Below are 23,811 nucleotides of genomic sequence, written 5' to 3'. Positions count from 1 at the left end.
CAACTCTTAATTCATTTTCATTGTAATGTTATTTACTCTTCTTCTCTGTAGTATCACGTCACCATTTACTTGTAAAAATAATTGAGGAGTGTATACCATTACATTAATATTTGGGTATTGATAAACCGCTTTCGTTTGGGTGACTATGGATAAAGGGGTTAGCTGTGCTTAAGGCAAATTCTGAGTAGAAACAAAATTACCTAAATAGGCATACTTCTACAAATATACTATCCTATTTAGGCATTAAAGTTCATGATGCACTAGAAATAACAAAATAAATATAGATTTAATAGTACTGTAACAGTCTTTGATTAAAGGTTAATATTTAAATCTTCTTGCAACTGTTTTGCTTTCACAACTGCTGTTGACTTTAATTTTGATGAAGCTATTTCGTGCAGACCTTCCCATTTAGCATCTTTGTTTGTTATGTAACCATGCAATGCAGCTTCTTTCAAATAAGCGCAATACTGTAACGATATATCTAAAATACGATTTGTCCAGACTGGTATTTTTTCCCCTCGGCTAACGAGATTACCAACAAAACGAACACATTCAATTAAAATAGGCCAAAGTAGCGGTAAAAATTTAATTTCTTTTTCTAATGACCTAATAAGTTTTGCAGGACTTACAATGGGATTTTTTAAAAATAGTAAAATTGCTCTACGAACAGTTTCTTCATCAATGCGATTCGATAAAACATAATTTTCCGCAAAATAGGCACCCTCGCCATCTTGAGCGAGAAGTCCAATAACAATTATTAATAAAGTATTCGATAATGCTGGTATTTCTGTACTAGACAATGGGCCATCTTCATTTTTTAACCAATTTCGATATTTGCTCACCAGTAAGGCTTTTTTATCATTATCCCAATGCAAATAAACACTTTCTTGGCTATCTGTTGTAAATTTAGGGTGTCCCATGGGAGCCGGATATGCTTGACATTGCCCTTCTATTTCTAAATCAAAAAACCAATTTGTTTTTACTATATGAAAAACACGGTCATTAATATCTGGTAGTTTCAATGTAAAAATGAACGCGGAATTAGATTTGCTTTGCTCAAATAAATCAATTGAGATAATAGCGCCATCATCAAGTATCGGAATGTTTCTTTCTTTTTTAGGCCAAATTTTATCAAAATCAGTTATATTAACTTCATGAGATTTTTTTGATTTAACAGACTTAATGTCTGGTAATTGGGTAATAATATATTTTGCTACACTGATTGCCCGTGAACTACCTGTTTTTTCAGCTAAAGCTCTCAAACCTAAAAGATCCAGTTGGTTTGGTGACGCGAGTCCATTGGTAACTGCAAACTGAACTTCGGGTAAAAATTCTGCCATAGCATCTACAATTTGATCAGTTCCTGTTAGCAATCTTGGTGCTTTTAAAGAGGCTAAAATTAATTCATCTAAAATTGGCCATACAACTGATAAAAGTCCTTGATGTGCAATATTTGACAATGTTTCAACTAAGCTCACTAATTTAGAAGGGGTTCTATTTGCCCAATCTAGCAAGAAAACATCAGCAATTCCTGGTATAAGTAAGCCTCTTTCCCATGCCTCATTCACGGCTAAGGCTATGTCAGCTATAGCACGGGGTGATGCTGAACGCTGTGCAGCGAGAATATTCATTGCAACACCAGCAGTTAACGGTATTTGTCTCTTAGCAATTTGCCTAAAAATGAGTCCTTTTCCATGCTCCATTTCATTGAATGAGGAAACACTCAGTCGTATAGCTGCATCACCCCAGAGCGGAAACACAGAAAATGCATTAGTAGTCAAATCACCTAAAGAATCAAACCTTTTAGGAAAGTATTGTAATGATGGAGTGGTTGGAATTTTTATATCCCAAAAATATTCCTCATTATAATCTAATAAAACTTCTTTTACAGGGCAATCAAGATAAGCTAAAACCATGTCACCAGCGTTAACAGGTATTTTTTTACCTGATTGTAAAATGACATCAACCTTTAACGTTTTTAATAAGTTTAAATTTTTACTACTTTGTGTTTTGGTATCCAAACGAGTTAAAGCTAAAAATATATCTGCTTCAAGTGCATAAATTTTATTTTTCTGATATTTTTCTAGTCGCTTACAAAGATCATCTATTGTAATTGAAAGATCACTCTTACTAGGAGTTGATAAAATACAAGGCAATTGATCTAAATTTTTGCACACTACATAATTACGAGCATGCAATACTTCATGTACCATATCTTTCTGATCTGCTCCCCAATAGCCTTCAGGTTCGATTCCTTTCACCCAACAAGCAATCAAATTAAGTAGTACATCAACAGATGTTGGTTTCACCCCCGTCAAACTTGTTCTAGCCGATTGAGGATCGTTATAAGCGATCTTATTTGCAACAGCTAAAAATCTTTCAGCAACAGTATCACAAATGAACTCTCTTCGATTAATCAGTTCACTGGCAAGCTCTGTTAGTGCTTGAGGTGTAACTTCTTCCCAATCAAATTGAGGGCATGTCCATAAAGAGGGTGTTTTTTGCCAAAGATGTTTAATGTCCTGTGTATGACTTTCTTCATTTTGTGCATAATTGAGTTGCCAATGGTTAGCCAATTGACGAGCTAGCTTTGCAATAGATTTATCTTTATCGTCACACCATATCGCCAGCCATGGTGTGAGTTGCGCTGCATCACTAGCGGCTTTTCTTGTCATTGCTGTTTTTAAAACTAACTGTTTTGTTGATTTAACCTTTGCTGAGAATGAAGCTATCATTACCTCATTTAAAAGTTCATCATCAACATTCTTTATCAATATAGGCGCAATTTTTGCAATTACATCTGATTCACCTTTGGCAAGTAAAGGAATCAAAACAGCTGTTCTTTCACATAACGTTGTAGTACTTATCCCTAACCCCTCTATTGCACTAACCCAAACCTTTCTATCCCCAGGTCGACTGGCAATATCTAACGCAAAAAAGATAAACTCTATTGCGTCGTGTTTTGAGAGCCAACCTTGTTTAACACCTTCGATAAATACAGAAAAGAATGGTCCAGTTGCAGGTACATTGACGGCAATCCCTATTTTAATATGCTCAGAAAATCTGCGTTTTATTTGTTCTTGTGTTGGTAACTCTTGAGTCGATACTGCTCTAGAATAGTCTTCAGCAGGTAATCCCATAGACAAAGCAGCATAAACAGCCCAATCTTTCATATATTCGTAGCTTTCAGGAATAGCTAAATTTAACTGATCAACAAGTTGAACGGCAATATCACCAAATACACTTGAAGAGTGTTCAAATACTCTTCTTCTGGATACGCAAGCTTTGCTGATAAAGTTAGTCGCATATTTTTCACCTTTATCCTTAATAATAGGCAGTAATAAGGGCCTATCAGCAAAATAAGCAAACTCTAGAGCACGGGTGATAGAAACGCCAATCCTAATAGCATACAATGTGATATGTTTGAGATTGCATTCAATATATCCTTCATTGCTATAATCGCTGTTTGCCTCTCTTTTAATAAGACGCTCCCAGTCTCCATTTTTTAGACCATTCAGCGCTATTTTTTGTTGTTCTTTTGTTCCTAGTGGTTGCTGTAATATGGTATCTATAGTTACTTTTTCCCATCCCAAAGAGTTAAAAGTAGCAACGGCTTCTTCAAGCTTAGAGTTCATAAATACCTTCCTTGATTTGTACAGCTAAAACATGCTTACAAGGGCCTTTTTTCTGTTGATTTTTAAGATACCAAGTACATGTACATTGTGGATTGCAATTCAGTTGATTTGTAGGAATAGACACTCGATAACAATCATCTGTAGAATTGACCATCCATGTCATCTCATCAATTTTTTCGATCCGATCAACTAATTTATGCGCACCAATAAGACGTGGATTATCTTTTAAAACTCGGTTCGGATCTTCTGGTAATTCGCGATGAAAATAAGAACCTTCGTATGCATCAAACCCAAGTTTCCCAGAAACGGCAAGATAAGCAAGTGCGCGCTCAATGCGATAATCCTCTAATGCTGAAATATTTGACAATTGTTCTTTATTAATAAGCGCATCAAACTGTAAAAGATCATTCACTATTTTTGAATCTTCTTGTTCTACTGATGAAACTAAAGAGGTTAACAATGCTCCTTCACCAGAATATCCTTGCCATGTTTCAGCTGTTAAGCTGAGTGTTAAACGAGCACCCAAAAGGCTTACTTCAATCATGCATGGCCCCTGCTCGTTATTTTGCAAACAGTAAAAGGTTAAACTTTTAATATTAGTTATTAGTCGCTTAAGTGCATTGAGACGATGCAAGCCAGATATATAAACACTATGCGTATCGCTTCTAGACATTAATTTAATACCTGAACGCGATAATACAAGCCAACCAGATTGATTTTTACTCGTTACATTAGGTAGAGTACTCACAAACATTTGTGCTTGAGGTCCTTTTATTGTGAAAACTGGCTTCATGTTTTTATGAATTTCAGCGATATTGCCTAAAGCTCTTATCCACCGATTAGGCATTTGAACAGGCCGTTGTAAAATGATTTTATCTAACCCATTGAGATGATTGCCTTTATCCTCTATATGCCGTGTTGCTAACCCTTGATCACCTATATTTAAATGAAGTCTGTCTTTACTATTAACCTTAGCAAGCGCTTGTCTTAAACCAATACCAATATCAACATTAGTAGTACCTCGATAAATCTCTCCATCAAGGCCTTCTCTTAATAAATCTAAACGTGCATATACCCCATTACAGGCAGAAAAACACTCTGCTCTTACACGATCACCTTGCGCTGAAAGTACCGGATCTTTTTGAAACTCAGGCTTATACTGGAAATAGTTCGTAGAAGTAATGTCTGCTAATACAAGCAAGCCTCTTGCAATAATTTGAGGGTAAAGCGAAAAACCAGAAAAAAATACCGGATGATGAACAATACCTGTTGGCGTCAAAGCAGGCGAAAGCGCTAAAGCTAGTGCTCCATCAGTAAAATTTGATTGCTGAAAAAAAGCTCGCACGGTTTTTCCTAATTAAAAATTAAAACAAATACTACATATTATATCTGTTACGATTATATAGTTTATTGATAATTAGTTTATCAAAAACCACCCAAAAAGTGAGATTTTTTAAAGGGAAACATTGCTTTTAGCATTTATTTATTAGAAGATTATTTATATTAGGTTTTTTATGAAAAATATCTGTTTTTAATTTTTATCTGTCCATTTTGTTGGCAATATTGAGCACCAAACATTTCTACAATAACCAAATTGAAATACAATAAACAGTCTATTATTTAGTTGAGTTATTAAAATGGCAATATAATTATAAAAATTTAATAATTATTTAATAAACTAAATCTATTTTTCTCATTTAATGTGATAACACCAGATATTCAGGCAATTTGCTTTGCTAATAATTTAATAAATGTCGATTTGCCTGAGCAGTTATGACCACCATAGACAAACCCTCGTTCAAATTGAGTCGTTACATGATTAACAACAAGAGGATCTTGAATTTGGTGTTCAATATCTTGAGCAATAAGCAATACTAATTAATTATCCTTCCAATTACGCTTTAAAGTTATCCTATCTACCTATTCTGATCCTATTTTTCCATTGTTCGGTTTGCATAGAATGCATTTAAAAATGCGAGTACTATTGAGCCGATTACGACAGGGAAGTAACCAAATTGTTGTGCCAGATAATAACTTAGTGATATTACGATAAATCCACATATAAAACTTGGTGCCGATTGAGCGTTACAAGCAGTAGAACGTGCCTGTGAGCTATCTGAATTATCCATTATGATGGCGGTAATGGCGATAGACATTAAAGGTAAACTAAGAAAATAAAGAAAACAGGCTAAATAGACATTGAAAATATTGACATAACCTAACGAGATCGGGATGAATGCAAGTAAACAAAAAGCATGAAAGAGTAATGAATAGGTTAAACTTTGTTTCCTAGATAATCGCTTGAGGATTTTTGCAACTAATATAACCGCCACTAAGCTAACAATGGATCCAAATACTTTTAATAAAATAGCAATATCTGATAATGCCCAACCATCATCGACAAGTATTGGTGATAATAGATTATAAGCCGGTAGGAAACTAAACGGCATAAGTATCAGAATAATTAACCAATTAATTTTACCTTTCCAGATAGTAATCAGATTTTTCCAATATTGAGGATCATTGTTTTCGACAATAGGCTGATTTTGGCAGTAACGGTACTCTGCAAAAAAGCAAAGTTGAATTAATGTAAATCCAATTAAAATAGCAATTAATAATAAACAACCCATCCATCCAATATAGGCATAGAGTAATAAAATTACTCCACCACCTAAAATATTACCTATCATAGAACCACTAGTCTTGATACTGGAAATAAGATAACGCTGCTCGGCTAAAAAAATATTACAAGCTAACCCTGATATGGCTAATTCTTGAGTTGCAGTCATGGTCGAAAAAATAAAGATGATGGGTAAAATAATATAAAACTGTTGGATAGGATCTAAACAAGCTATAAATATTAAGCATACTAACATTAGCGTTAAAGAGATAAATAACCAATTGCGATAATGAGATATTCGCCGTTTTAAATATTTATCAATAACCGGTGCCCATAAAATTTTTAACCCGATTGGTAACATCATTAAAGGAATAAGACTTAATTGGTTTAACTCCATGCCATCTTTTCTTAAAATTAAAGCTAAAGCGATAGTCAAAAAGCCAATACCAACATATTCTGTAATATAAAGACTTACAAATAATAACCATACATTTTTAGGTAATTTAATTGTTGCTTTGTCAATCATTTACTAATTTTCCTTTTACAGCATCTACTTTATAGTCATAACATATTCATTAATATCATTTTTTAATAGCACAAATATATTTTAATAACCCATTACCATTCATAATTGTGTGAATTTAAAACAATCAATTTTATAAAACTAACACAGATTTAAATCCTTTATACATATAATATTTAACTGATTTATCAATAGTTTATTTGTGCAGAAATACCGACTTGCCGTGGTTGCTGATAAGTACTGTAACGTGAAGATGAAGACATCAGGCTAATTTTGTCATGAGAATTGAAAACATTATCAGCATAAAGCATGATTCGACCTTGTTTGAAGTTATAAGCTATGTAAGCATTTGCTTGGTAATAACTATCGATTTTAGATGCTCTATTATTTGATGCATCAGTAAAGTAACTATCCACAAACGATGCATTTAATCCGGTTTCCAACCCATATGGTAGGTTATAGTACCCACCTAAATTAAATGTATAACCAGGAGCACGCGTTAGCTTATTGCCGTTATAACTTTTACTGTCGCTATATTTTTCTATTTTGGTTTTAAGTAAGCCCAAACCGGAGTTTAAATTTAAATTTTGTGTTGCTTGCCACTCAACATTAAATTCAGCACCATAAGTTATCGCTTTATCGGCATTAGCAATAGTTATTCCTAGTGGATGAGAATACTCAATTTGCATATCTTTATAGTCGTTATAGAAAATATTGGTATTGATTTTTAAGCGTTTATCGTCTGAAAGCCAGCGGTGATAAAGTTCATAGTTCCAAAGATATTCAGTACCATAATTGTATGTTGAAAAAGGATAGGTAAATGTAATTCCAGCCCCTCCTGGATTATAACCACGAGCAATTTTAGCACCAATACGCTGATCATCACTGATTAGATAAGCAACATCAAATTTCGGTAAGAAAACATTTGTTTTGTTATCATAATCTAAAGTAAATAAGCTACCACCTTTACGGGTATGTTTTTCTTGCTCATAACGAGCTGATAGATTAACTTCGATAACATCAATTGGTTTAAAGGTAAACTCCCCTAAAACCGCTTTAGTCTTGGTAACATCATGATAACGGTTGCGAACGCCTAATAAAATACTGTCATCTTGTGGTGACTGAAAATAAAATAGACCAAATAAACCTTGGTATGTACCATCGTTGTATTTTAAAATCGGCTGAACTTGCCATTTATGCCCCTCAACACGAGATGGTGCGCCAGAAGGCAGAGAAAAACGGTCATGAATATAATTTGAATAAATAACTTTATTTTCAAATTCCCATGTATCATTAAATTGATAACCTACATCCCAAATTGTGCTGGAAGTACGAATTTTGAATACAGAGCGATAGGTATCATAATCTGTTGTTGGTTTAAACTCTCCTTGAGGATTTCGTGAATCAACATGTTTAAAGGTTAAACGGCTATAAAAATCCGGCACAGCTGAAGGTAACCAAAGTAATTTAGCCTTAGTTGTAGTGGATTTAAACTTTCTTGAGTCACCGGCAGGATGATAATTGGCTAAATGTTCATAGGATTTACGACCTTGATCATCCACCGTAAAACGAAAGAGTAATTGTTCATCAACTAATGGACCAGATAGCATTGCGGCTAATTGACGTCTATTTTGATTACCGTAATCCGTTTTTGCTGCTGCTTCAAATTTATTGATAGGATCATTACTTTGCATAACAATAGCTCCAGCAATAGAATTACGTCCTTGAGCATAACTTTGGGGGCCACGATAAACTTCGACTTGCTTAATATCCCATAGCGATTTAGTTTCAAAGGCCAATTCATTATAGTTAGAATTATCACCATCAACTTGCACATTAACTCTAGGACGAGCACCTGCTAAAAAAGATATTGCGCCATGAGCTGATGACCCCTCAACCCCTCGAATTGAGGGTAATTGATTACCCAATCCAGTTTCTAGAATATTGGAAGTTTGTTTAAGTACAGTTGTTAAAGAGTAAAGATCGGGACGTCTTTCGATATCTTTATTAGTTATAACACTTAAACTTGAACTGGTTTGTAACTCGCTGCGATGTACCCCTTCACCAGTAACAGTGATGGTGTCCAATTTATCTTTTTCAATATCTTCCTTGATATCTTTAATATTACTTTCAGCTAGCACAATAGAACTATAACAGCTCATAAGGCATAAACTAAATAGACTAAATTTTACAGTTAAATTTTCCATCCGAACACACTTTAATTGATAATGATTTTCATTTGCGATCATATAGATTAAAAAATAAGCTGTCAATTTACTGTTTAAAAAAAATCAATATTATTAAATTAACTTGTTTTTATTCAAAATGAATAACTAAAATTTTTTATCAAGAAGAATGATTTATAAAATAAAAAACCCTAGTTAAACTAGGGTTTGATATGTAGATAGATGAATAAATTTAAGTGATTAACTATTTTTTCTTCGCTTTTCCTTGATACTCAGCATAATACTCTTGAGCAAGTTTACGCATTGATAAGCCAATCGCTGCATATTGATATTCATTTAAATTGGCTAATGAAGCTCGAGCCGAAGGATGCTGTACAGCAAATCCTTTACCAGGTAATAAAACAACTCCTGCCTCATCGGCAATTCTAAATAACATCTCAGATGGATTTTTATTTTTTAAGATCCATTTAGCAAATTTGTCATCATAAAGCTCACGACAAATATGTTCTAGGTCAATTAAGGTATAGTAATCGACACTGTTTTCATCAGTATGATGCGCAAGTCCTAAATGTTGATATAACGAAGCCGCTCGACGACGGATCAATGATTTTAATGCTGCTTTATAACTTTGATCGGTATCCATCATCTCACACAAGGCAAATAATACCATTTGTACTTGTTGTGGAGTTGAAAGCCCAGCAGTATGATTTAACGCCACTGCACGACTATCCGCCACTAAACGATCAATAAATTTTAGATTTTCTGGATCAGTTACAATAGAGCTATAGCGTTTATCTAAAACCTGTCTCGTTTTGCTTGGTAATGCCTTAATTTTTTTATCGAATATATTATCACGAGCTGTGGCAATCACCCCTAAACGCCAACCGGTTGCCCCAAAGTATTTAGAAAATGAATAAACTAAAATGGTATTTTTTGGACAAATAGCGAACAAGGATTGGAAATTATCAGCAAATGTGCCATAAACATCATCGGTTAAAATAATTAAATCAGGACGTTTTTTCACAATATCAGCAATAATCTGCAAGCTTTTATCATCAATTTTTACTGATGGTGGGTTAGATGGGTTAACTAAATAGAAAGCTTTAATAGCAGGATCTTCTAATTTGCGCAATTCCGCTTCTGGATATTGCCAATTGGCATCAGGATCGGAATTAACTAGTACTTCCACCAATTGATAATCATTAAGTTCTGGAATTTCTAAATAGGGTGTAAAAATAGGTGCGCCAATGGCAATTTTGTCGCCTTTTTGGATTAGGTTATTTTCTTTCATAGAATTGAAAATATAGGCCATTGCCGCTGTACCGCCTTCAACGGCAAACAGATCCAGATCATAACGTCTTAGATATTGTGCCCCCATTTGAGTGAGGACATATGCTTTAACTACCTCTTCACTAAAACGCAGCATTCTGTCGGGTACAGGGTAATTACAGCCTAAAATACCTTCAACCATCTCTTGTAAAAATGCGTTTTCATCTAAGCCTAGCTGATCGCGAATATAAGAAAATGCTTTACCTAAAAATGACACACCAGGTGTTTGATAATTTTGACGAACAAAATGTTCAAAACGCCCAGTTAAACCAACTTTAATTGGCATGCCTCCGACACCTTCATTCATATATGAAAAAGACATTTCAGATTCTTGTAGCGCAAACACACCTAGTTGAAAAAACGCTTGTCGTGGCCAAGTTGCCAAAAAGTTAGGATTACCACGCCCCGCATTTAACATCACACGATCAGTATGGCTTTGTGCTAGTTTAATTAAATTATCTTTCAATTCAAAAGGACTTAAATTCGCGTATTTCGCATATTCATTATTACTTTTCATAACCATGTATCCTTAATTTGAGATGTCAATTAAACAAAAGCAACAACTAATGGTCCTAACAAGGTTAGGAAAACATTAGCTAAAGCATAGGTAATTGCAAAAGAGTTGGTAGGCGTTGAGTTACCGGCTTTATTTAGTACTTCACCAAAAGCTGGATTTGCACTACGAGAACCGGCTAAAGCTCCAGCAAATACCGCCGAATTTTTATAACCCAAGACATACTTACCAAAATAAATGCCTAGTAACATCGGCAATAAAGTCACCACAACACCGATTAAGAATAATGAAAGGCCCTGATCTTTAATAGTATTTATGGCTTGTAAACCTGAGCTTAGCCCAACCACTGCCACAAAGCCAGCTAGGCCAAAATCTTTAAGTAATTGCACCGCTCCAGTTGGAATATTTCCTACTGTTTGATGTAAAGAGCGATACCAACCAAACAATAAGCCTGATAATAATGCACCACCTCCGGCACCTAAAGTGATTGGAATATCACTGACTCGGATCACAATAAGACCAATAATAAGTCCAACTACCAGACCTAACCCATGGAATATCCAGTCAGTTTTTTCACTTTTGGTAATCGGCGCACCAATTCTATCAACCACACGCCTTAAATCACCATCGGTACCATAAATGGTAATAACATCACCTAACTTAAATACCATATCATTATTTAATGGCAATGGTTGTCCATCACGATGAACAGCAATTAAATAAATACCATGTTTTAACTTCATCACTTCGTCAGATGAAAGCACTTGTGTTAAATTTTGACCAACATATCGAGTATTACGCATTTCAACATCTTGGGTATTCATCACCACATCCATACCCTGTGCTGAATTCACTTCTTCACCTAATAAATCAGTGGCAGCAATCATGGCGTCACGATGGCCAACAACTAAAATAATATCTTTGGCTTTTAATAAAGTTTCAGGTGTAGCTTCAATAATACGATTACCACGTTTGATTCGTTCAATACTTATACCATTAATCACCTTTTCTAAACTTTCAACGGTTTGATTAACCTTATTAGTAATACGATATAGGCGACCAGTTACATCAGATAAAGCAAAATTTTGACCGCTACCTAATAAAAGCGAGCCATGTAATTGTTCTGCTTCGGCCTTAATTGCATCGTCGTTAATTTCTCGACCCATAATTTTCGGCAAAATGTTAACGCAGACAATAATCGCGCCCAGTGAACCAAAGATATAAGTCACCGCATAACCAATGGTTACATTACCTTGTAATCGGCTTAACTCTTCTGGGCTTAAACCTAACTGAGTTAACGCATCTGATGCTGTACCCATAATGGCTGATTGGGTTAATCCTCCTGCGGCTAAACCAGCAGCAAGACCTTTATCTAAATGGAATAATTTGGCTAACACCACTACCGTTACAAAACCGGCAACAGCAATAAATAACGCTAAAAAGATTTCACGTAGGGTTTTAACCCCTAATGAACGGAAAAACTGTGGTCCGCTTTCGAAACCAACAGCATAAATAAATAGAGCGAAAAGTACCGCTTTAACACCAGCATCAACAGTCACACCAAATACACTTAATGCCACTGCTACCAATAATGAACCAGCAACACCACCTAACTGAAATTTGCCGATTCGAATACCACCAATCAAATACCCTAAACTTAAAGAGAGAAATAAAAGTATTTCTGGTGAATGCTTAAGTCCATCTAAAATCCAATTTGAAAGCCATTGAAACATAATTATTGTCCTCAAGTGCTAAGATTTATGAAATAGAAAAGATAGATAAGAAAAGATTGGAACTGGAACTATATTCATAACAAGGTATGAATACATCTATATATTAAACTTCAATGCAAAGAATAGATAGTTAATTTTAACAATAAATATTATTGCTAGTAAATAATAAAATGTTTTATATAAAGTAAAGGGAGGTAATATTGGGGCATCCAACTAATATGAATCAGAATAAGCCCAAACCAATGTTGGGCTTACCGATATTTCATTAGAAAATAGGATTCATTTTAGATAAAATTCTTATTTAGCTCTGAATAGACTTTCTCTAATTTTAACATCAAGATTATTTACCCAACGATTGTAATTACGGTGAACTTTTCCACTGCTGCCTTGTAAGTTTGGACTAACAGACACATACTTGATTGAATAACTTGTCGCAGAATAAGGAATATCGACTACAACTTCAAATTTACGGTTGAATAAATGTCCCCTAATAGTATTGCTATTCAATACTTCCATTTTCCAAGTACCAAATGCCGCTTTGCCTTTTGTTCCACTATCCAAAATAGCTTGCTTAACCTGTGCTTTAGTCAAACCATTAACTGGGGTAGTAATATTATTTGGCGTTTGATACTTACCTGCACAACCAAATAATAGTGAAACTAAAAAAAATGCTGCAATATATTTAAAAAATCTCATTGTTTACTCCTTAAAGATAATTTTTAATTAACGTTTTTTACATATTAGTAAAGTGTGACCAAATCCAAGTCCATCAATATCTTTCTCAACATGGAACCCTGCTTCATTTAGGCATTTATAAAATACTTTAGAGTGATAAAAGCGACTATTACCATTGGCTAAACAGGAAAAATAGAGGGAGGAAGCATTTAGACTTAAAGCCCCTGCTGCAAAATTTTGGCGATCCCAAAAAAGATCCATAATACAAACATATGCATCATCATGCATACTACGGCTTATCAATTTTAAAATATGTACAATTTGATCTGGACTGAAGCAATCTAAAAACTGACTCATCCACCATAAATCAGCATGATTAGGTAAAATATCTGTTTCTAGTAAATTTACAGCAATACCATCGATCCGATTTTCAAAGTTTGCTTGTTTAATATTTTCTTTGGCTACTGCGATTTGCTCAGGCAAATCTAAAATTGTTACTTGAGTTTCAGGCAAATGTTTAGCTGAATAAATAGCCCATTTGCCAGTATTACCGCCAACATCATAAATATGTTTGGGTTTTAATTCCATTATATGGGTTAAGGCAACAGGAAAAGAGTGATCGGAATAAAAGTGATCAAAATCAAACCAACTTTTTTTCGCTTGTTCAGGCAACGACTGCAACATAGGGTAAATGGTTTTTCCATCACCAAAAACTTTGAGCCCACTTGGTTCGCCTTTTTCAAGAGCATCTTGAAGAAAAAACATACTTTGGTAGCAAATATCTTGGGAAAAATTTAAGTTAACTTCGGTCATTTTATCGTGTAATAAAAAATGTCCAACTTTACCTAAAATATAATTGGAATCTTGCTGATAAATGACACGCATACTAAGCGCAACATCCAACAAAAGTTCAATTGCATAAGGTGGTAAAGACACTTTTTTAGTTAACTCTTCTAAATTAATACCTGTTTTACCAGACTGATCTATATAAAACAAAATTCCTTTGTTTTTTAGACAAATAATGGCTTGAAATAAAATAGGAGCAAAAGCAATTTTTTGAGCTTCTGTGATCGCTTCTAAGGCTGTATAAATTTCCTTATTAAATCCATACTTGATGTTTTCTTGTCCTGTCAATGTATTGCCTTTTTATAGTTTTACTGTATTGTATAAATAAATCGAAATTTTTCTGTAATTATCGAATTAATAATATTACAAAAAGTTACTAAGTAAAGAACTAATTAAAAAAACATTAATATGAGATTTTCTTTTTCAATCGAAAATTGGTTTGCTTTATCTGCTGGTTTATCTTCTAAATCTGACTGGGAATTGTGGTCTAAACAGGACAATCATAATTGGGATTTACCATTACCCAAACTCAATAAATTGCCTATGATGCAAGCAAGAAGAATGAGTATTCCTTCACGTCTCGCTGTTGAAGTTGGTTTAGAGCTGATTGAAAATAAAAAGTTGGATTTGGCAATTTTTTCAAGCCGACATGGTGAACTAGAAAGAACATATAAAATTCTTACCTCACTTAATCAAGCTAATGACATTTCGCCTACTGATTTTGCACTATCAGTACATAATACTGCATCGGGATTGTTCACGATTAATGCTAAACAATCTATCCCCATCACATCACTAAGTGCGAATAATGATGGTTTTCAACAAAGTTTGATTGAAGCACTACCAATATTGCAACAAAAAGATAAAAAAGTACTATTAATTGATTTTGATGGAATTGTTCCTAAGCCTTATTTAACTCATATTGATCAATTAGTTCCGTATTATGCAGTAGGTTATATCTTAACTAATGGAAATCAGTTTACTTGCCAAAGTGTTGATAAAATGTCTGAACAAAATCCAATTAACTACCCACAATCACTAGTATTTTTACGAGCTTATCTAAATAAAAAACAGAATTTTATCATACAAGGATTATCACAAGACTGGCAATGGACAATAAATACATGAATAAGCGAAAATTCTACACCATAAACCAGTGGTGGCGATTATTTGCGACCGCACTGGGATTTATTATATTTGGCCTTTATGGATTATTCGTTTTATCTTTAATATGGTTTAGTTTATTAAGATTATTTGTTTGGAATAAACAAAAAAGAACCCTTATTGCTCAGTATAGTATCAGTGTTAACTTTAAAGTGTTTTTATGGATAATAAAATCATTAGGTATTTTCAACTATCAATTTAATGGTATTGAAAAATTAAAACAGGATGAAGGATGTTTGATCGTTGCCAACCACCCTTCCTTGTTAGATGTTGTCCTTCTAGCATCCGTCATGGGGCGATGTGATTGTTTAGTTAAAGGTGCATTACTTAATAATATTTTTATCAGCCGCATAATAAAAACAGCAGGCTATATACTTAACGGTGAATCAAGCCGAATATTAACACAATGTAATGAAATCCTATCAAATAAAGGTAGAATTTTGATATTTCCTGAAGGGACTAGGAGTATACCTAATCACCCTATTACGTTACAAAGAGGCGCAGCTAATATAGCATTAAGGTGCCATGCTGATATACGAATCATACATATTGAATGTAATCCACCATGGTTGATAAAACAACAAAAATGGTATGACATCCCTGAAAAAAAAGCGAGATTCAATATTACAGTAGGCGAAAAAATTATAATCGGTGACTTTCTAGACGAAAATACAACTATTGCAGCAAGAAGGCTTACAAGGCATCTGACAACGTTGTTAACGCTAGAACCAAAAAAAGAGTAAGAGACAAAAAGGGAAATTAAATGGAAAAACTACATCACGATTTAAAAGCATTAATAATCGAAGTTCTTAATTTAGAAGAGGTCACACCTGAAAATATAGATACTCAAGCACCGTTATTTGGTGATGGTTTAGGTTTAGATTCAATAGATGCATTAGAACTAGGTCTTGCTATCAAAAATCAATATGGTATTGTTTTATCATCAGAAAGCGAAGAAACTAAAAAAGCATTTTACTCAGTAAAAACGCTAGCTGATTTTATTAGCTCTCAACAGTAATTAAGGAAGATTTTTAATGGATAAGCAACAAATTTTTCAACAAGTACAATCAGCACTAGTGCAACTTTTTGAATTATCTGCCGATGAGATTAAACCAGATTCTAAACTTTTTGAGGAATTAGACTTGGATAGTATTGATGCAGTGGATTTAGTCGTGCATTTACAAAAAAAGATTGGCAAAAAAGTTGATCCTGAAACTTTTAAAGCAGTAAGAACGGTTCAAGATGTTGTTGATGCTGTATACAATTTGCTAAACACTAAATAGTATAATGAATAAAGTTAGGTTAATAATAAAAGCAATAACAGGTTTAATCCTGTTTTGCTATCCATTAGTTATTTACTTATCTTTAAAATATCAAGTCATTAATTTTGCCGTTTTAGGTATTGCTGCATTATTAGTACTTCGGCTAATTACCTTACCAAATTTAATATCAAATATAGGTTGGTTAGCCAAAGTAACAACTTGTTTAGGTTTGCTATTGGCGTTAATCAGTTGGATATTTAATAAATTTCAATTTTTGCTCTATTACCCAGTAGCAACTAATCTTCTATTCTTAATATTTTTTGGATATTCATTATATCAACCACAAAATATTATTGAAAAATTCGCTAGATTAAAGGACGATCATTTACCAGAAAGCGCAATAAATTATACCAGAAAAGTAACTATCTGTTGGTGTTTATTTTTTATTTTAAATGGTTCGATTGCATTAGTAACTTGTCTTATTAACGATATGTATTGGTGGACCATGTACAACGGATTAATAAGTTATATTCTCATCGGATTATTAATGGGGGTGGAATGGATTGTTCGTCAAAAAGTAAAACATTAGTTTTATTATCCGAGCAGTTATTACGACCTGATAATGAAATTATTGCCTTCAGAAAACAACTAGCTTTAACAGTTAGCGATCTAAAACAACAAATTAGCATAATTGTTAATAAATTAGATAGTCATCCTGAAAAAAATTGGGTTTTATACATGGATGATAGTTTTAATTTTATTGCAGGATTTCTTGCTCTTCTCTATTCAGGGAAACATCCTCTTTTACTAAATCCTTATCATCTAGAATTCCCCTATGAAGCTATATTGACCGATATCGATATCAATATTAAAAATACTAATTTGCCAAATAACTTACCGATTATCAATATCAGTAATATTGATCGACAGGAAGTCTCTGAATCAATAAAGTTCAATAATTTGGAATTTGCACAAACATTATTTACATTATTTACTTCTGGATCAACAGGCTTACCCAAACCAATAAAAAAATCAATTTCTCAACTTGAACAAGAAATTGAAATACTGGTAAATAATTTAACAGTTTTAACAAATGACCTATTTATTGCCTCTGTTTCACATGAACATATGTACGGATTAACTTTTAAGATAATGCTTCCTTTGAGCTGCAAAATACCTTTTGTATGTGAAACAATACTCTATCAAGAACAATTAGCAACTTACCAATCTAAAAAAATAACTTATATTACAACACCATCAATTATTAAAAATCTAGATAATAATTTATCTTCAATTAATTGTACTTGCGTATTTTCCTCTGGCGGTGAACTTAGTTTTGAAAACGCTCAATTTTGTTTACAAAATTTCAATGTGTTACCGCATGAAATTTATGGTTCTAGTGAGACAGGTATTATAGCCAAAAGGCAACAACAATCGGTTAACACACCTTGGGAACTATTTTATCCATTACAAATAAAATTTAATTCAGATCACCAACCATTATTAATATCACCGTTATTAAACCAACCTGAACCACTAAATGACAAATTACTAAAAATTGATGACACTAAATTTTATTTAAAAGGCCGCATGGATAAAATTGTCAAAATTGCAGAACAGCGATTATCCCTTACCTATATTGAGAACCAAATAAATAAACTTATAGTTGTTGAACAAGCCATTGTTATTCCTCTAGAACATAATAATAGAACAATATTAGGCGCAATCATCAAAATATCGTCAACTTATAGAAAAGAGTTAGATAACCTAAATCATTTTAAACTTACACAATATTTTCGACATTTACTAAAAGATACATTATCATTAGTCGAAACACCTAAAAAATGGCGTTTTATTGAAAATTTTCCGAAAAACTCACAAGGTAAATGCATTTATACTGATTTAAAAGCATTATTTGATGCACCAAAAAAGTTATGAAAAAAGAGTTAGCCAACGAAATAAACATTACTAAAACCGAAACAGAAGCTAATATTGAAATCACCATTCCACCAGATCTTTTTTGGTTTAAAGGACATTTTCCCACTCAACCTCTATTGCCAGGGGTAACCCAGCTTAATTGGGTGATTGATTATGCCCGAAAGTTATTCAATCCTAACTTATCAATAGCATCTATTGAAGTTATCAAATTTCAATCACCAATATTACCGAATGATAATTTAAAACTAACGCTAATTTTGGATGAAGTAAATCAAAAACTAAAATTCACTTATAGTTTTATTCATAGCAATAACAAAATAGCAAGTACGGGAAGGCTTACACTATGTCAGTAATAGCACCTTCCCTGTCTGAGAGTTACTGCTTTATTATTCCTTGTTACAATCATAGTGATGCCTTACCGAGTGTTTTACAAAATATTGAGCAATATCAACTTACCTGTTTTCTAATCGATGATGGTAGCTCAAATGAACAAGCACAAAAACTGTTTGACATCACCAAGCAATATCCATGGGTCAACTTGGTTCGGTTAGCTAAAAATGAAGGTAAAGGTGCAGCTGTAATGTGTGGATTTAATCATGCATCAGCTCAAGGTTTTGATTATGCCATTCAGATAGATGCTGATGGTCAACATGATAGCCAAATTGTTAAACAGCTTATTGAACAATCTCAATTAAATCCGAATGCGTTAATATCAGGTTGTCCGGTCTATGATGATTCAGTTCCCAAACATCGACTTATTGCACGTTATATAACCCATTTCTGGGTATGGATCGAAACGTTATCTTTTAATATTAAAGATAGTATGTGTGGTTTTCGTATCTATCCATTAAAACCAACCTGTAAACTTATAAAACAACATCAAATTGGTAAAAAAATGGATTTTGATACCGACATAATGGTGCGATTATATTGGCAAGGTACTGATTCTATTTTTGTACCGACACAGGTAACTTATCCTGTTGATGGTATCTCTCACTTCAAAGCATTCAAAGATAATCTTTTAATTTCTTGGATGCATACTCGACTATTTTTTGGCATGTTACCTAGGATTCCAGCATTAATAAAGCAAAACCGGCTTAAGAAAAATCAAGATACACACTGGTCCCAAACCGAAGAACGCCGAGGTTTATGGGGTATCCAATTAATTTTAATTCTATACCGATTGCTAGGCAGACGTGCAGCTCAAATAATCATGTTCCCAGTAATCAGTTATTTCTGGTTTACAGGTAAAAAACAACGACAAGCCTCTAAAGCATATTTAGAAAAAATCCTCAAGCAATATTCAAATGTACCATTGATTCAGAAGAAAAAACTAACTTCATTCCGACATTTTCAACATTTTGGTGAATCACTGTTAGATAAACTTGCCAGTTGGCATGGTGATATCAAACTTGATGACATCTATTCACCTAATAAAAATGAATTTTTAAAGTTAGTCTCTGAAAAAAAAGGAATTATCTTAATTTGTTCGCATTTAGGTGATATAGAAATGTGCCGAGCACTAGCGGAATTATCGCATAATGTGACAATTAATGCCTTAGTACACAAAGGTAATGCAGTACGATTTAATCAAGTATTAAAACAAGTCAATCCAGCTTCAATTATCAACCTAATTGAAGTTGCAACATTAGGGGCGGATACAGCCATAATACTACAACAAAAACTAGAAGCGGGTGAATGGGTCGCCATTGTTGCTGATAGGACTTCAATTAATCCTTATCAAAGAGTGCCTGAAAACACTATTATTTGGGCTAACTTTCTTGGTAAATCGGCACCTTTTCCTAAAGGGCCATTTGTATTGTCTTCAGCATTAAAATTCCCAGTTTACTTTTGTTGGGGATTAAAACCCAATGGCCGATTCCAAATATTTCTAGAGCATTTTGCTGATGAGCTAAAGTTATCAAGAAAAAATAGACAAGCAGAATTAGAACAAACCGTGCAATATTACGCCAATCGACTAGAATATTATTGTTTACAATCACCACTTGATTGGTTCAATTTTTTTGACTTCTGGCAATATAATCCACCTGAAACGTTTGGTAAAAAAGATGAATAATGTTAATCACTGCTGTATCACCATCGATTATACCCCTTCTTTCCATGACACCGACGCTATGGGCGTAGTTTGGCATGGCAACTATCTTAAATTTTTTGAAAAAGCCCGCGAAGCACTTTTTCGAAAATTCAACTATGGTTATAAGGAAATGGTTAATTCGGGTTATGTTTGGCCTATCGTAGATGCTAAAATCAAATATACCGCACCAACTCTAGCTGAACAAACTTTAGAAATTTTTGCCAAATTAGAAGAATATGAGCATCGAATTAAAATAAGCTACCTAATAAAAGATAAAAAAACTGGCAAAAAAACAACATCAGGCTACACAACTCAAGTTGCAGTTTCAGCAACTAATCAGGAAATGAGTTTTGTCACGCCTGACATATTTTTGAAATGTTTTGGAATAATCAAATGAAAAAAAAATTAGTTATTTTAGCTTCAATACTGCTACTAACTTTTTCAACATTATCGAACGCAATAACTCTAAATGATTTACAACTGTTATTTAGTAAGAACCAAGTTATTCGAGCTGATTTTACTCAAGATCGCTATATTAATGGTTTAACATCACCGATTCACTCAACAGGAAAGATGATCATATCCAAGGAATTAGGATTATGGTGGCAACAAAAAACACCTTTTGCCATGACCCTAAAAATGAATCAACAACGAATGGAGCAACGTATAGAAGGTCAAGCCGCAGAAGTGATAACTGCTGAAAAACAGCCTCAACTGTTCCAATTTAACCATCTCTTAACTGCAATTTTCACTGCCGATATAAAGATACTTGAGACTAATTTTGCTATAACAATTGCCGAACAAAATAAACAGTGGACTGTAACACTACAACCCAAGTTAGCCCCTTTAAACAAAATTTTTAAAAGTATTGTTCTTAATGGAAAATCTTATTTAGAAACAGTCACTATAAATGATATGCAAAATGATAAAACAGAGCTTACCTTTACAAATCATAAAACAGCAAAACTAAGCCAAGATGAACAATTGTTATTCAGATAATCGATTAACATTAAGAAGAAGAGCTATCTTATGGTTAATAATAGTCGTCGGTGTGATTTTCGCTGCTTATTACCTTTATATTAACAGTAAAATCAATAGCAGTGTTTTATCTTTATTACCAAAAGAGCAAACCAACAATGTTCCTTCTGAACTTATTGAAGGTTTTCAAAACCGATTAGATAAACAACTCGTTTGGTTAATTAAGCCGACTAATGACGAATTAGAGCCAGTTTTTTGGTGGTATCAAACCTTAAAAAAACAATCTTTTATCAGTCAGGTAAATGGTTATTTTGATGAACAATTTCAAAAAAATTGGGGAGAGTTTGCTTTTCAATATCGTTACCAATTGCTGGACTCAAAAACTAGTGAAAGATTACAAAGTCGCACTCAACTAAGCTGGATTCAAAGTCAGTTATATTCTCCTTTTAGTGGAATAAGCGCGACTGAATTGGAAAACGATCCGCTATTATTAACCCGCTCATCACAATTAAATCAACTCGCTAACTCCGGCGGATTAACAGTTCAAAATAATTGGTTATCAGCGCAAGACGAACAAGGTAACCAATGGTACATGATTTTTGCTGAGTTAAATGATTCATCATTTAATATGGCTCAATCACATCAAATTACCAATCAATTAAAGGAAATTACCCAACAATTACATGAAAAATGGCCAAATGTTGAAATATTGAAGCGAGGTGTGCTTTTTTATAGCGATTATGCAAGTAGTGAAGCTAAAAATGATATAACCACAATAGGCTGTCTATCAATTATAGGCATTGTAATATTAATAATTAGCATATTTCGATCGATAAGACCGATTATTTTATCGCTATTATCAATTTTTGTAGGTATTGTTTGTGGTTTAGTTGCTGTTTTAACTCTATTTGGAGAAATTCACATAATGACACTAGTAATGAGTACCAGTGTCATAGGTATCACGGTTGACTATTCACTTCACTATTTGACTGAACGACTGTTGCATGGCAATCAAGAGTCACCTTATGCAAGTTTAAAAAAACTAATATCAACGCTAACTTTAGCCCTATGCACAAGTTTTATTGCTTATATTATTCTATTAATTGCACCTTTTCCAGGTTTGAAACAGCTTTCAATATTTGCAATATTTGGCCTAATCGGTGCGTTTTTAACTGTAATATGTTGGTATCCATTACTAGTTAACAAGTTACCCGTACGTGAACATATTGGTTATCAGTTATTGAATTGCTGGTTAAATTTTTGGAAACATAAGCAAATACAATGGATGATGGTTTTAATGGCCACATTTGTTATTGGTTACGGATTGATTAATTTAAAAGTTGATGACGATATCGGTAAACTACAAACATTGCCATCAGAATTACAACAACAAGAACAAAAAATTATCAGTATTACCCGTCAAACAACTGACCAAAAATGGTTTATTGTGTTTGGTGATACTGCTGAACAAACCTTACAGCGACTTGAACAATTTTTACCTAAATTAGATCAAGCAAAGTCAAGTGGTTATTTTGAACAATATCAAAGCATAAATTTACCTTCGCGCCAAAAACAGCAACAAAATATTGCAATAGTTAAACAATACAGTCCGGAAATTTTATCCGCATTATCACAAATGGGCATTAAGGCAAATCCACCTAGTTTTGAACAATCTATTATCACAGCACAACTATGGCAACAAAGTGAATTGAGTCAAGGACGAAAACTACTTTGGTTGACGTTACAAACAGGGCAAAGCGCTACTTTAATTCCAATAAATGGTATTAAAAATATCAGTGAAATTAAAAAATTATCTGAAATTGATCAAGGTATCTATTGGCTTGACCGCCGAGATGAATTTAATACGATGTTTACCTATTATCGAATACACTTATCCCAACTCATAACAGGTGCGGTAATCTTTATTTGTGCTTGCTTTATCTTCTATCATCGTAAATACGGTCTAAAAGCAGCATTAAAAAGCACATTACCAACCTTATTATCCATTGGTATTGCATTAGCAATGCATGGCATAATTAATCAAACTCTTAATTTGTTTTCAATGTTAGCACTAATTCTTGTTATTGGTATTGGTATCGACTATAGTTTATTTTTAAGCAACAATAAAAGCCAAACCCAAAGCGCATTATTAGCGGTTACAATGGCGGCATTAACCACTATATTATCTTTTGGGCTATTAATAATTAGCCATACTATTGCTATCAAAGGATTTGGGTTAGTATTAACTAGTGGTATTTTTACTGCGTTTTTATTTGCACCATTAGTCAGCAACAATAAACAAAAATAGGGAAA

General features: G+C 33.5%; 19 protein-coding genes and 1 pseudogene. 11 read left to right on the top strand and 9 right to left on the bottom strand.

All coding sequences use genetic code 11. The annotated features are described in order from the left end of the window. Window positions 1–311: 311 nt before the first annotated feature. The 9 genes and pseudogenes from DKK79_RS03580 to DKK79_RS03545 form a co-directional block, all read right to left on the bottom strand. Window positions 312–3,635 (bottom strand): FimB/Mfa2 family fimbrial subunit, encoded by a 3,324-nt coding sequence (locus DKK79_RS03580; protein WP_110422872.1) that lies wholly within the window; start codon window positions 3,633–3,635, stop codon window positions 312–314. Continuing rightward, entirely contained in the window at window positions 3,625–4,980 is a 1,356-nt protein-coding gene (locus DKK79_RS03575; protein ID WP_110422871.1) for an SWIM zinc finger family protein, read from the bottom strand. Before DKK79_RS03575 ends, DKK79_RS03580 begins: the two co-directional genes overlap by 11 nt. Window positions 4,981–5,363: 383 nt before the next feature. Next, window positions 5,364–5,489: pseudogene (locus tag DKK79_RS14435) on the bottom strand (Fe3+-hydroxamate ABC transporter ATP-binding protein FhuC); the annotation flags it as partial. Window positions 5,490–5,566: 77 nt separating this feature from the next. Then, complete coding sequence (locus tag DKK79_RS03570; RefSeq protein WP_110422870.1) at window positions 5,567–6,781, bottom strand: MFS transporter; 1,215 nt, start codon at window positions 6,779–6,781, stop codon at window positions 5,567–5,569. Between the two features lie 185 nt (window positions 6,782–6,966). Continuing rightward, window positions 6,967–8,985: a TonB-dependent receptor gene (locus DKK79_RS03565; protein WP_110422869.1), complete on the bottom strand. Its 2,019-nt coding sequence runs from the start codon at window positions 8,983–8,985 to the stop codon at window positions 6,967–6,969. Window positions 8,986–9,208: 223 nt separating this feature from the next. Further along, window positions 9,209–10,810 (bottom strand): bifunctional aspartate transaminase/aspartate 4-decarboxylase, encoded by a 1,602-nt coding sequence (locus tag DKK79_RS03560; protein WP_110422868.1) that lies wholly within the window; start codon window positions 10,808–10,810, stop codon window positions 9,209–9,211. Between the two features lie 29 nt (window positions 10,811–10,839). Then, window positions 10,840–12,540 carry an aspartate-alanine antiporter gene (gene aspT / locus DKK79_RS03555; RefSeq protein ID WP_110422867.1) on the bottom strand — a complete coding sequence of 567 codons (1,701 nt, stop codon included), beginning with the start codon at window positions 12,538–12,540 and terminating at the stop codon, window positions 10,840–10,842. A gap of 297 nt (window positions 12,541–12,837) precedes the next feature. Then, window positions 12,838–13,236 carry a hypothetical protein gene (locus DKK79_RS03550; protein ID WP_034883095.1) on the bottom strand — a complete coding sequence of 133 codons (399 nt, stop codon included), beginning with the start codon at window positions 13,234–13,236 and terminating at the stop codon, window positions 12,838–12,840. A gap of 27 nt (window positions 13,237–13,263) precedes the next feature. Then, a complete protein-coding gene (locus DKK79_RS03545; RefSeq protein WP_034883125.1) occupies window positions 13,264–14,331 on the bottom strand; it encodes a class I SAM-dependent methyltransferase in 1,068 nt (355 codons plus the stop codon). Window positions 14,332–14,469: 138 nt separating this feature from the next. On the opposite strand from DKK79_RS03545, the gene DKK79_RS03540 reads away from it, so the two are divergent. Genes DKK79_RS03540 through DKK79_RS03490 form a run of 11 tightly spaced genes read left to right on the top strand, consistent with a single transcriptional unit; the run spans window position 14,470 to window position 23,806 of the window. Next, window positions 14,470–15,189: a beta-ketoacyl synthase chain length factor gene (locus tag DKK79_RS03540; RefSeq protein ID WP_110422866.1), complete on the top strand. Its 720-nt coding sequence runs from the start codon at window positions 14,470–14,472 to the stop codon at window positions 15,187–15,189. Then, entirely contained in the window at window positions 15,186–15,968 is a 783-nt protein-coding gene (locus DKK79_RS03535) for a lysophospholipid acyltransferase family protein (RefSeq protein ID WP_220018995.1), read from the top strand. Before DKK79_RS03540 ends, DKK79_RS03535 begins: the two co-directional genes overlap by 4 nt. A gap of 20 nt (window positions 15,969–15,988) precedes the next feature. Continuing rightward, window positions 15,989–16,243, top strand: coding sequence for a phosphopantetheine-binding protein (locus DKK79_RS03530; RefSeq protein WP_034883092.1), 255 nt, complete (start codon window positions 15,989–15,991; stop codon window positions 16,241–16,243). 16 nt (window positions 16,244–16,259) lie between these two features. Further along, entirely contained in the window at window positions 16,260–16,508 is a 249-nt protein-coding gene (locus DKK79_RS03525; RefSeq protein WP_034883091.1) for an acyl carrier protein, read from the top strand. A gap of 4 nt (window positions 16,509–16,512) precedes the next feature. Further along, window positions 16,513–17,076 carry a COG4648 family protein gene (locus DKK79_RS03520; RefSeq protein WP_034883089.1) on the top strand — a complete coding sequence of 188 codons (564 nt, stop codon included), beginning with the start codon at window positions 16,513–16,515 and terminating at the stop codon, window positions 17,074–17,076. Continuing rightward, window positions 17,046–18,425: an AMP-binding protein gene (locus DKK79_RS03515; RefSeq protein WP_034883088.1), complete on the top strand. Its 1,380-nt coding sequence runs from the start codon at window positions 17,046–17,048 to the stop codon at window positions 18,423–18,425. Before DKK79_RS03520 ends, DKK79_RS03515 begins: the two co-directional genes overlap by 31 nt. Continuing rightward, window positions 18,422–18,778, top strand: coding sequence for an ApeI family dehydratase (locus DKK79_RS03510; protein WP_110422864.1), 357 nt, complete (start codon window positions 18,422–18,424; stop codon window positions 18,776–18,778). Before DKK79_RS03515 ends, DKK79_RS03510 begins: the two co-directional genes overlap by 4 nt. Beyond that, on the top strand, window positions 18,769–20,502 hold the full coding sequence (locus DKK79_RS03505; protein ID WP_110422863.1) for a glycosyltransferase family 2 protein: 1,734 nt from the start codon (window positions 18,769–18,771) through the stop codon (window positions 20,500–20,502). Before DKK79_RS03510 ends, DKK79_RS03505 begins: the two co-directional genes overlap by 10 nt. Further along, on the top strand, window positions 20,495–20,917 hold the full coding sequence (locus tag DKK79_RS03500) for an acyl-CoA thioesterase (RefSeq protein ID WP_110422862.1): 423 nt from the start codon (window positions 20,495–20,497) through the stop codon (window positions 20,915–20,917). The genes DKK79_RS03505 and DKK79_RS03500 overlap by 8 nt, the downstream gene beginning before the upstream one ends. Beyond that, on the top strand, window positions 20,914–21,519 hold the full coding sequence (locus DKK79_RS03495) for an outer membrane lipoprotein carrier protein LolA (protein ID WP_034883086.1): 606 nt from the start codon (window positions 20,914–20,916) through the stop codon (window positions 21,517–21,519). Before DKK79_RS03500 ends, DKK79_RS03495 begins: the two co-directional genes overlap by 4 nt. Beyond that, the gene (locus DKK79_RS03490; RefSeq protein ID WP_110422860.1) at window positions 21,497–23,806 is read left to right on the top strand and encodes an MMPL family transporter; all 2,310 of its coding nucleotides are present in this window, start codon (window positions 21,497–21,499) and stop codon (window positions 23,804–23,806) included. The genes DKK79_RS03495 and DKK79_RS03490 overlap by 23 nt, the downstream gene beginning before the upstream one ends. The last annotated feature ends 5 nt before the right edge of the window (window positions 23,807–23,811 follow it).

The sequence above is a fragment of the Gilliamella apicola genome (assembly GCF_003202915.1).
In the GTDB taxonomy this organism is placed as follows: domain Bacteria; phylum Pseudomonadota; class Gammaproteobacteria; order Enterobacterales; family Orbaceae; genus Gilliamella; species Gilliamella apicola_Q.
Note: the sequence above shows the minus strand (reverse complement) of the source record. Positions and strands in the feature narration are given on the sequence as shown.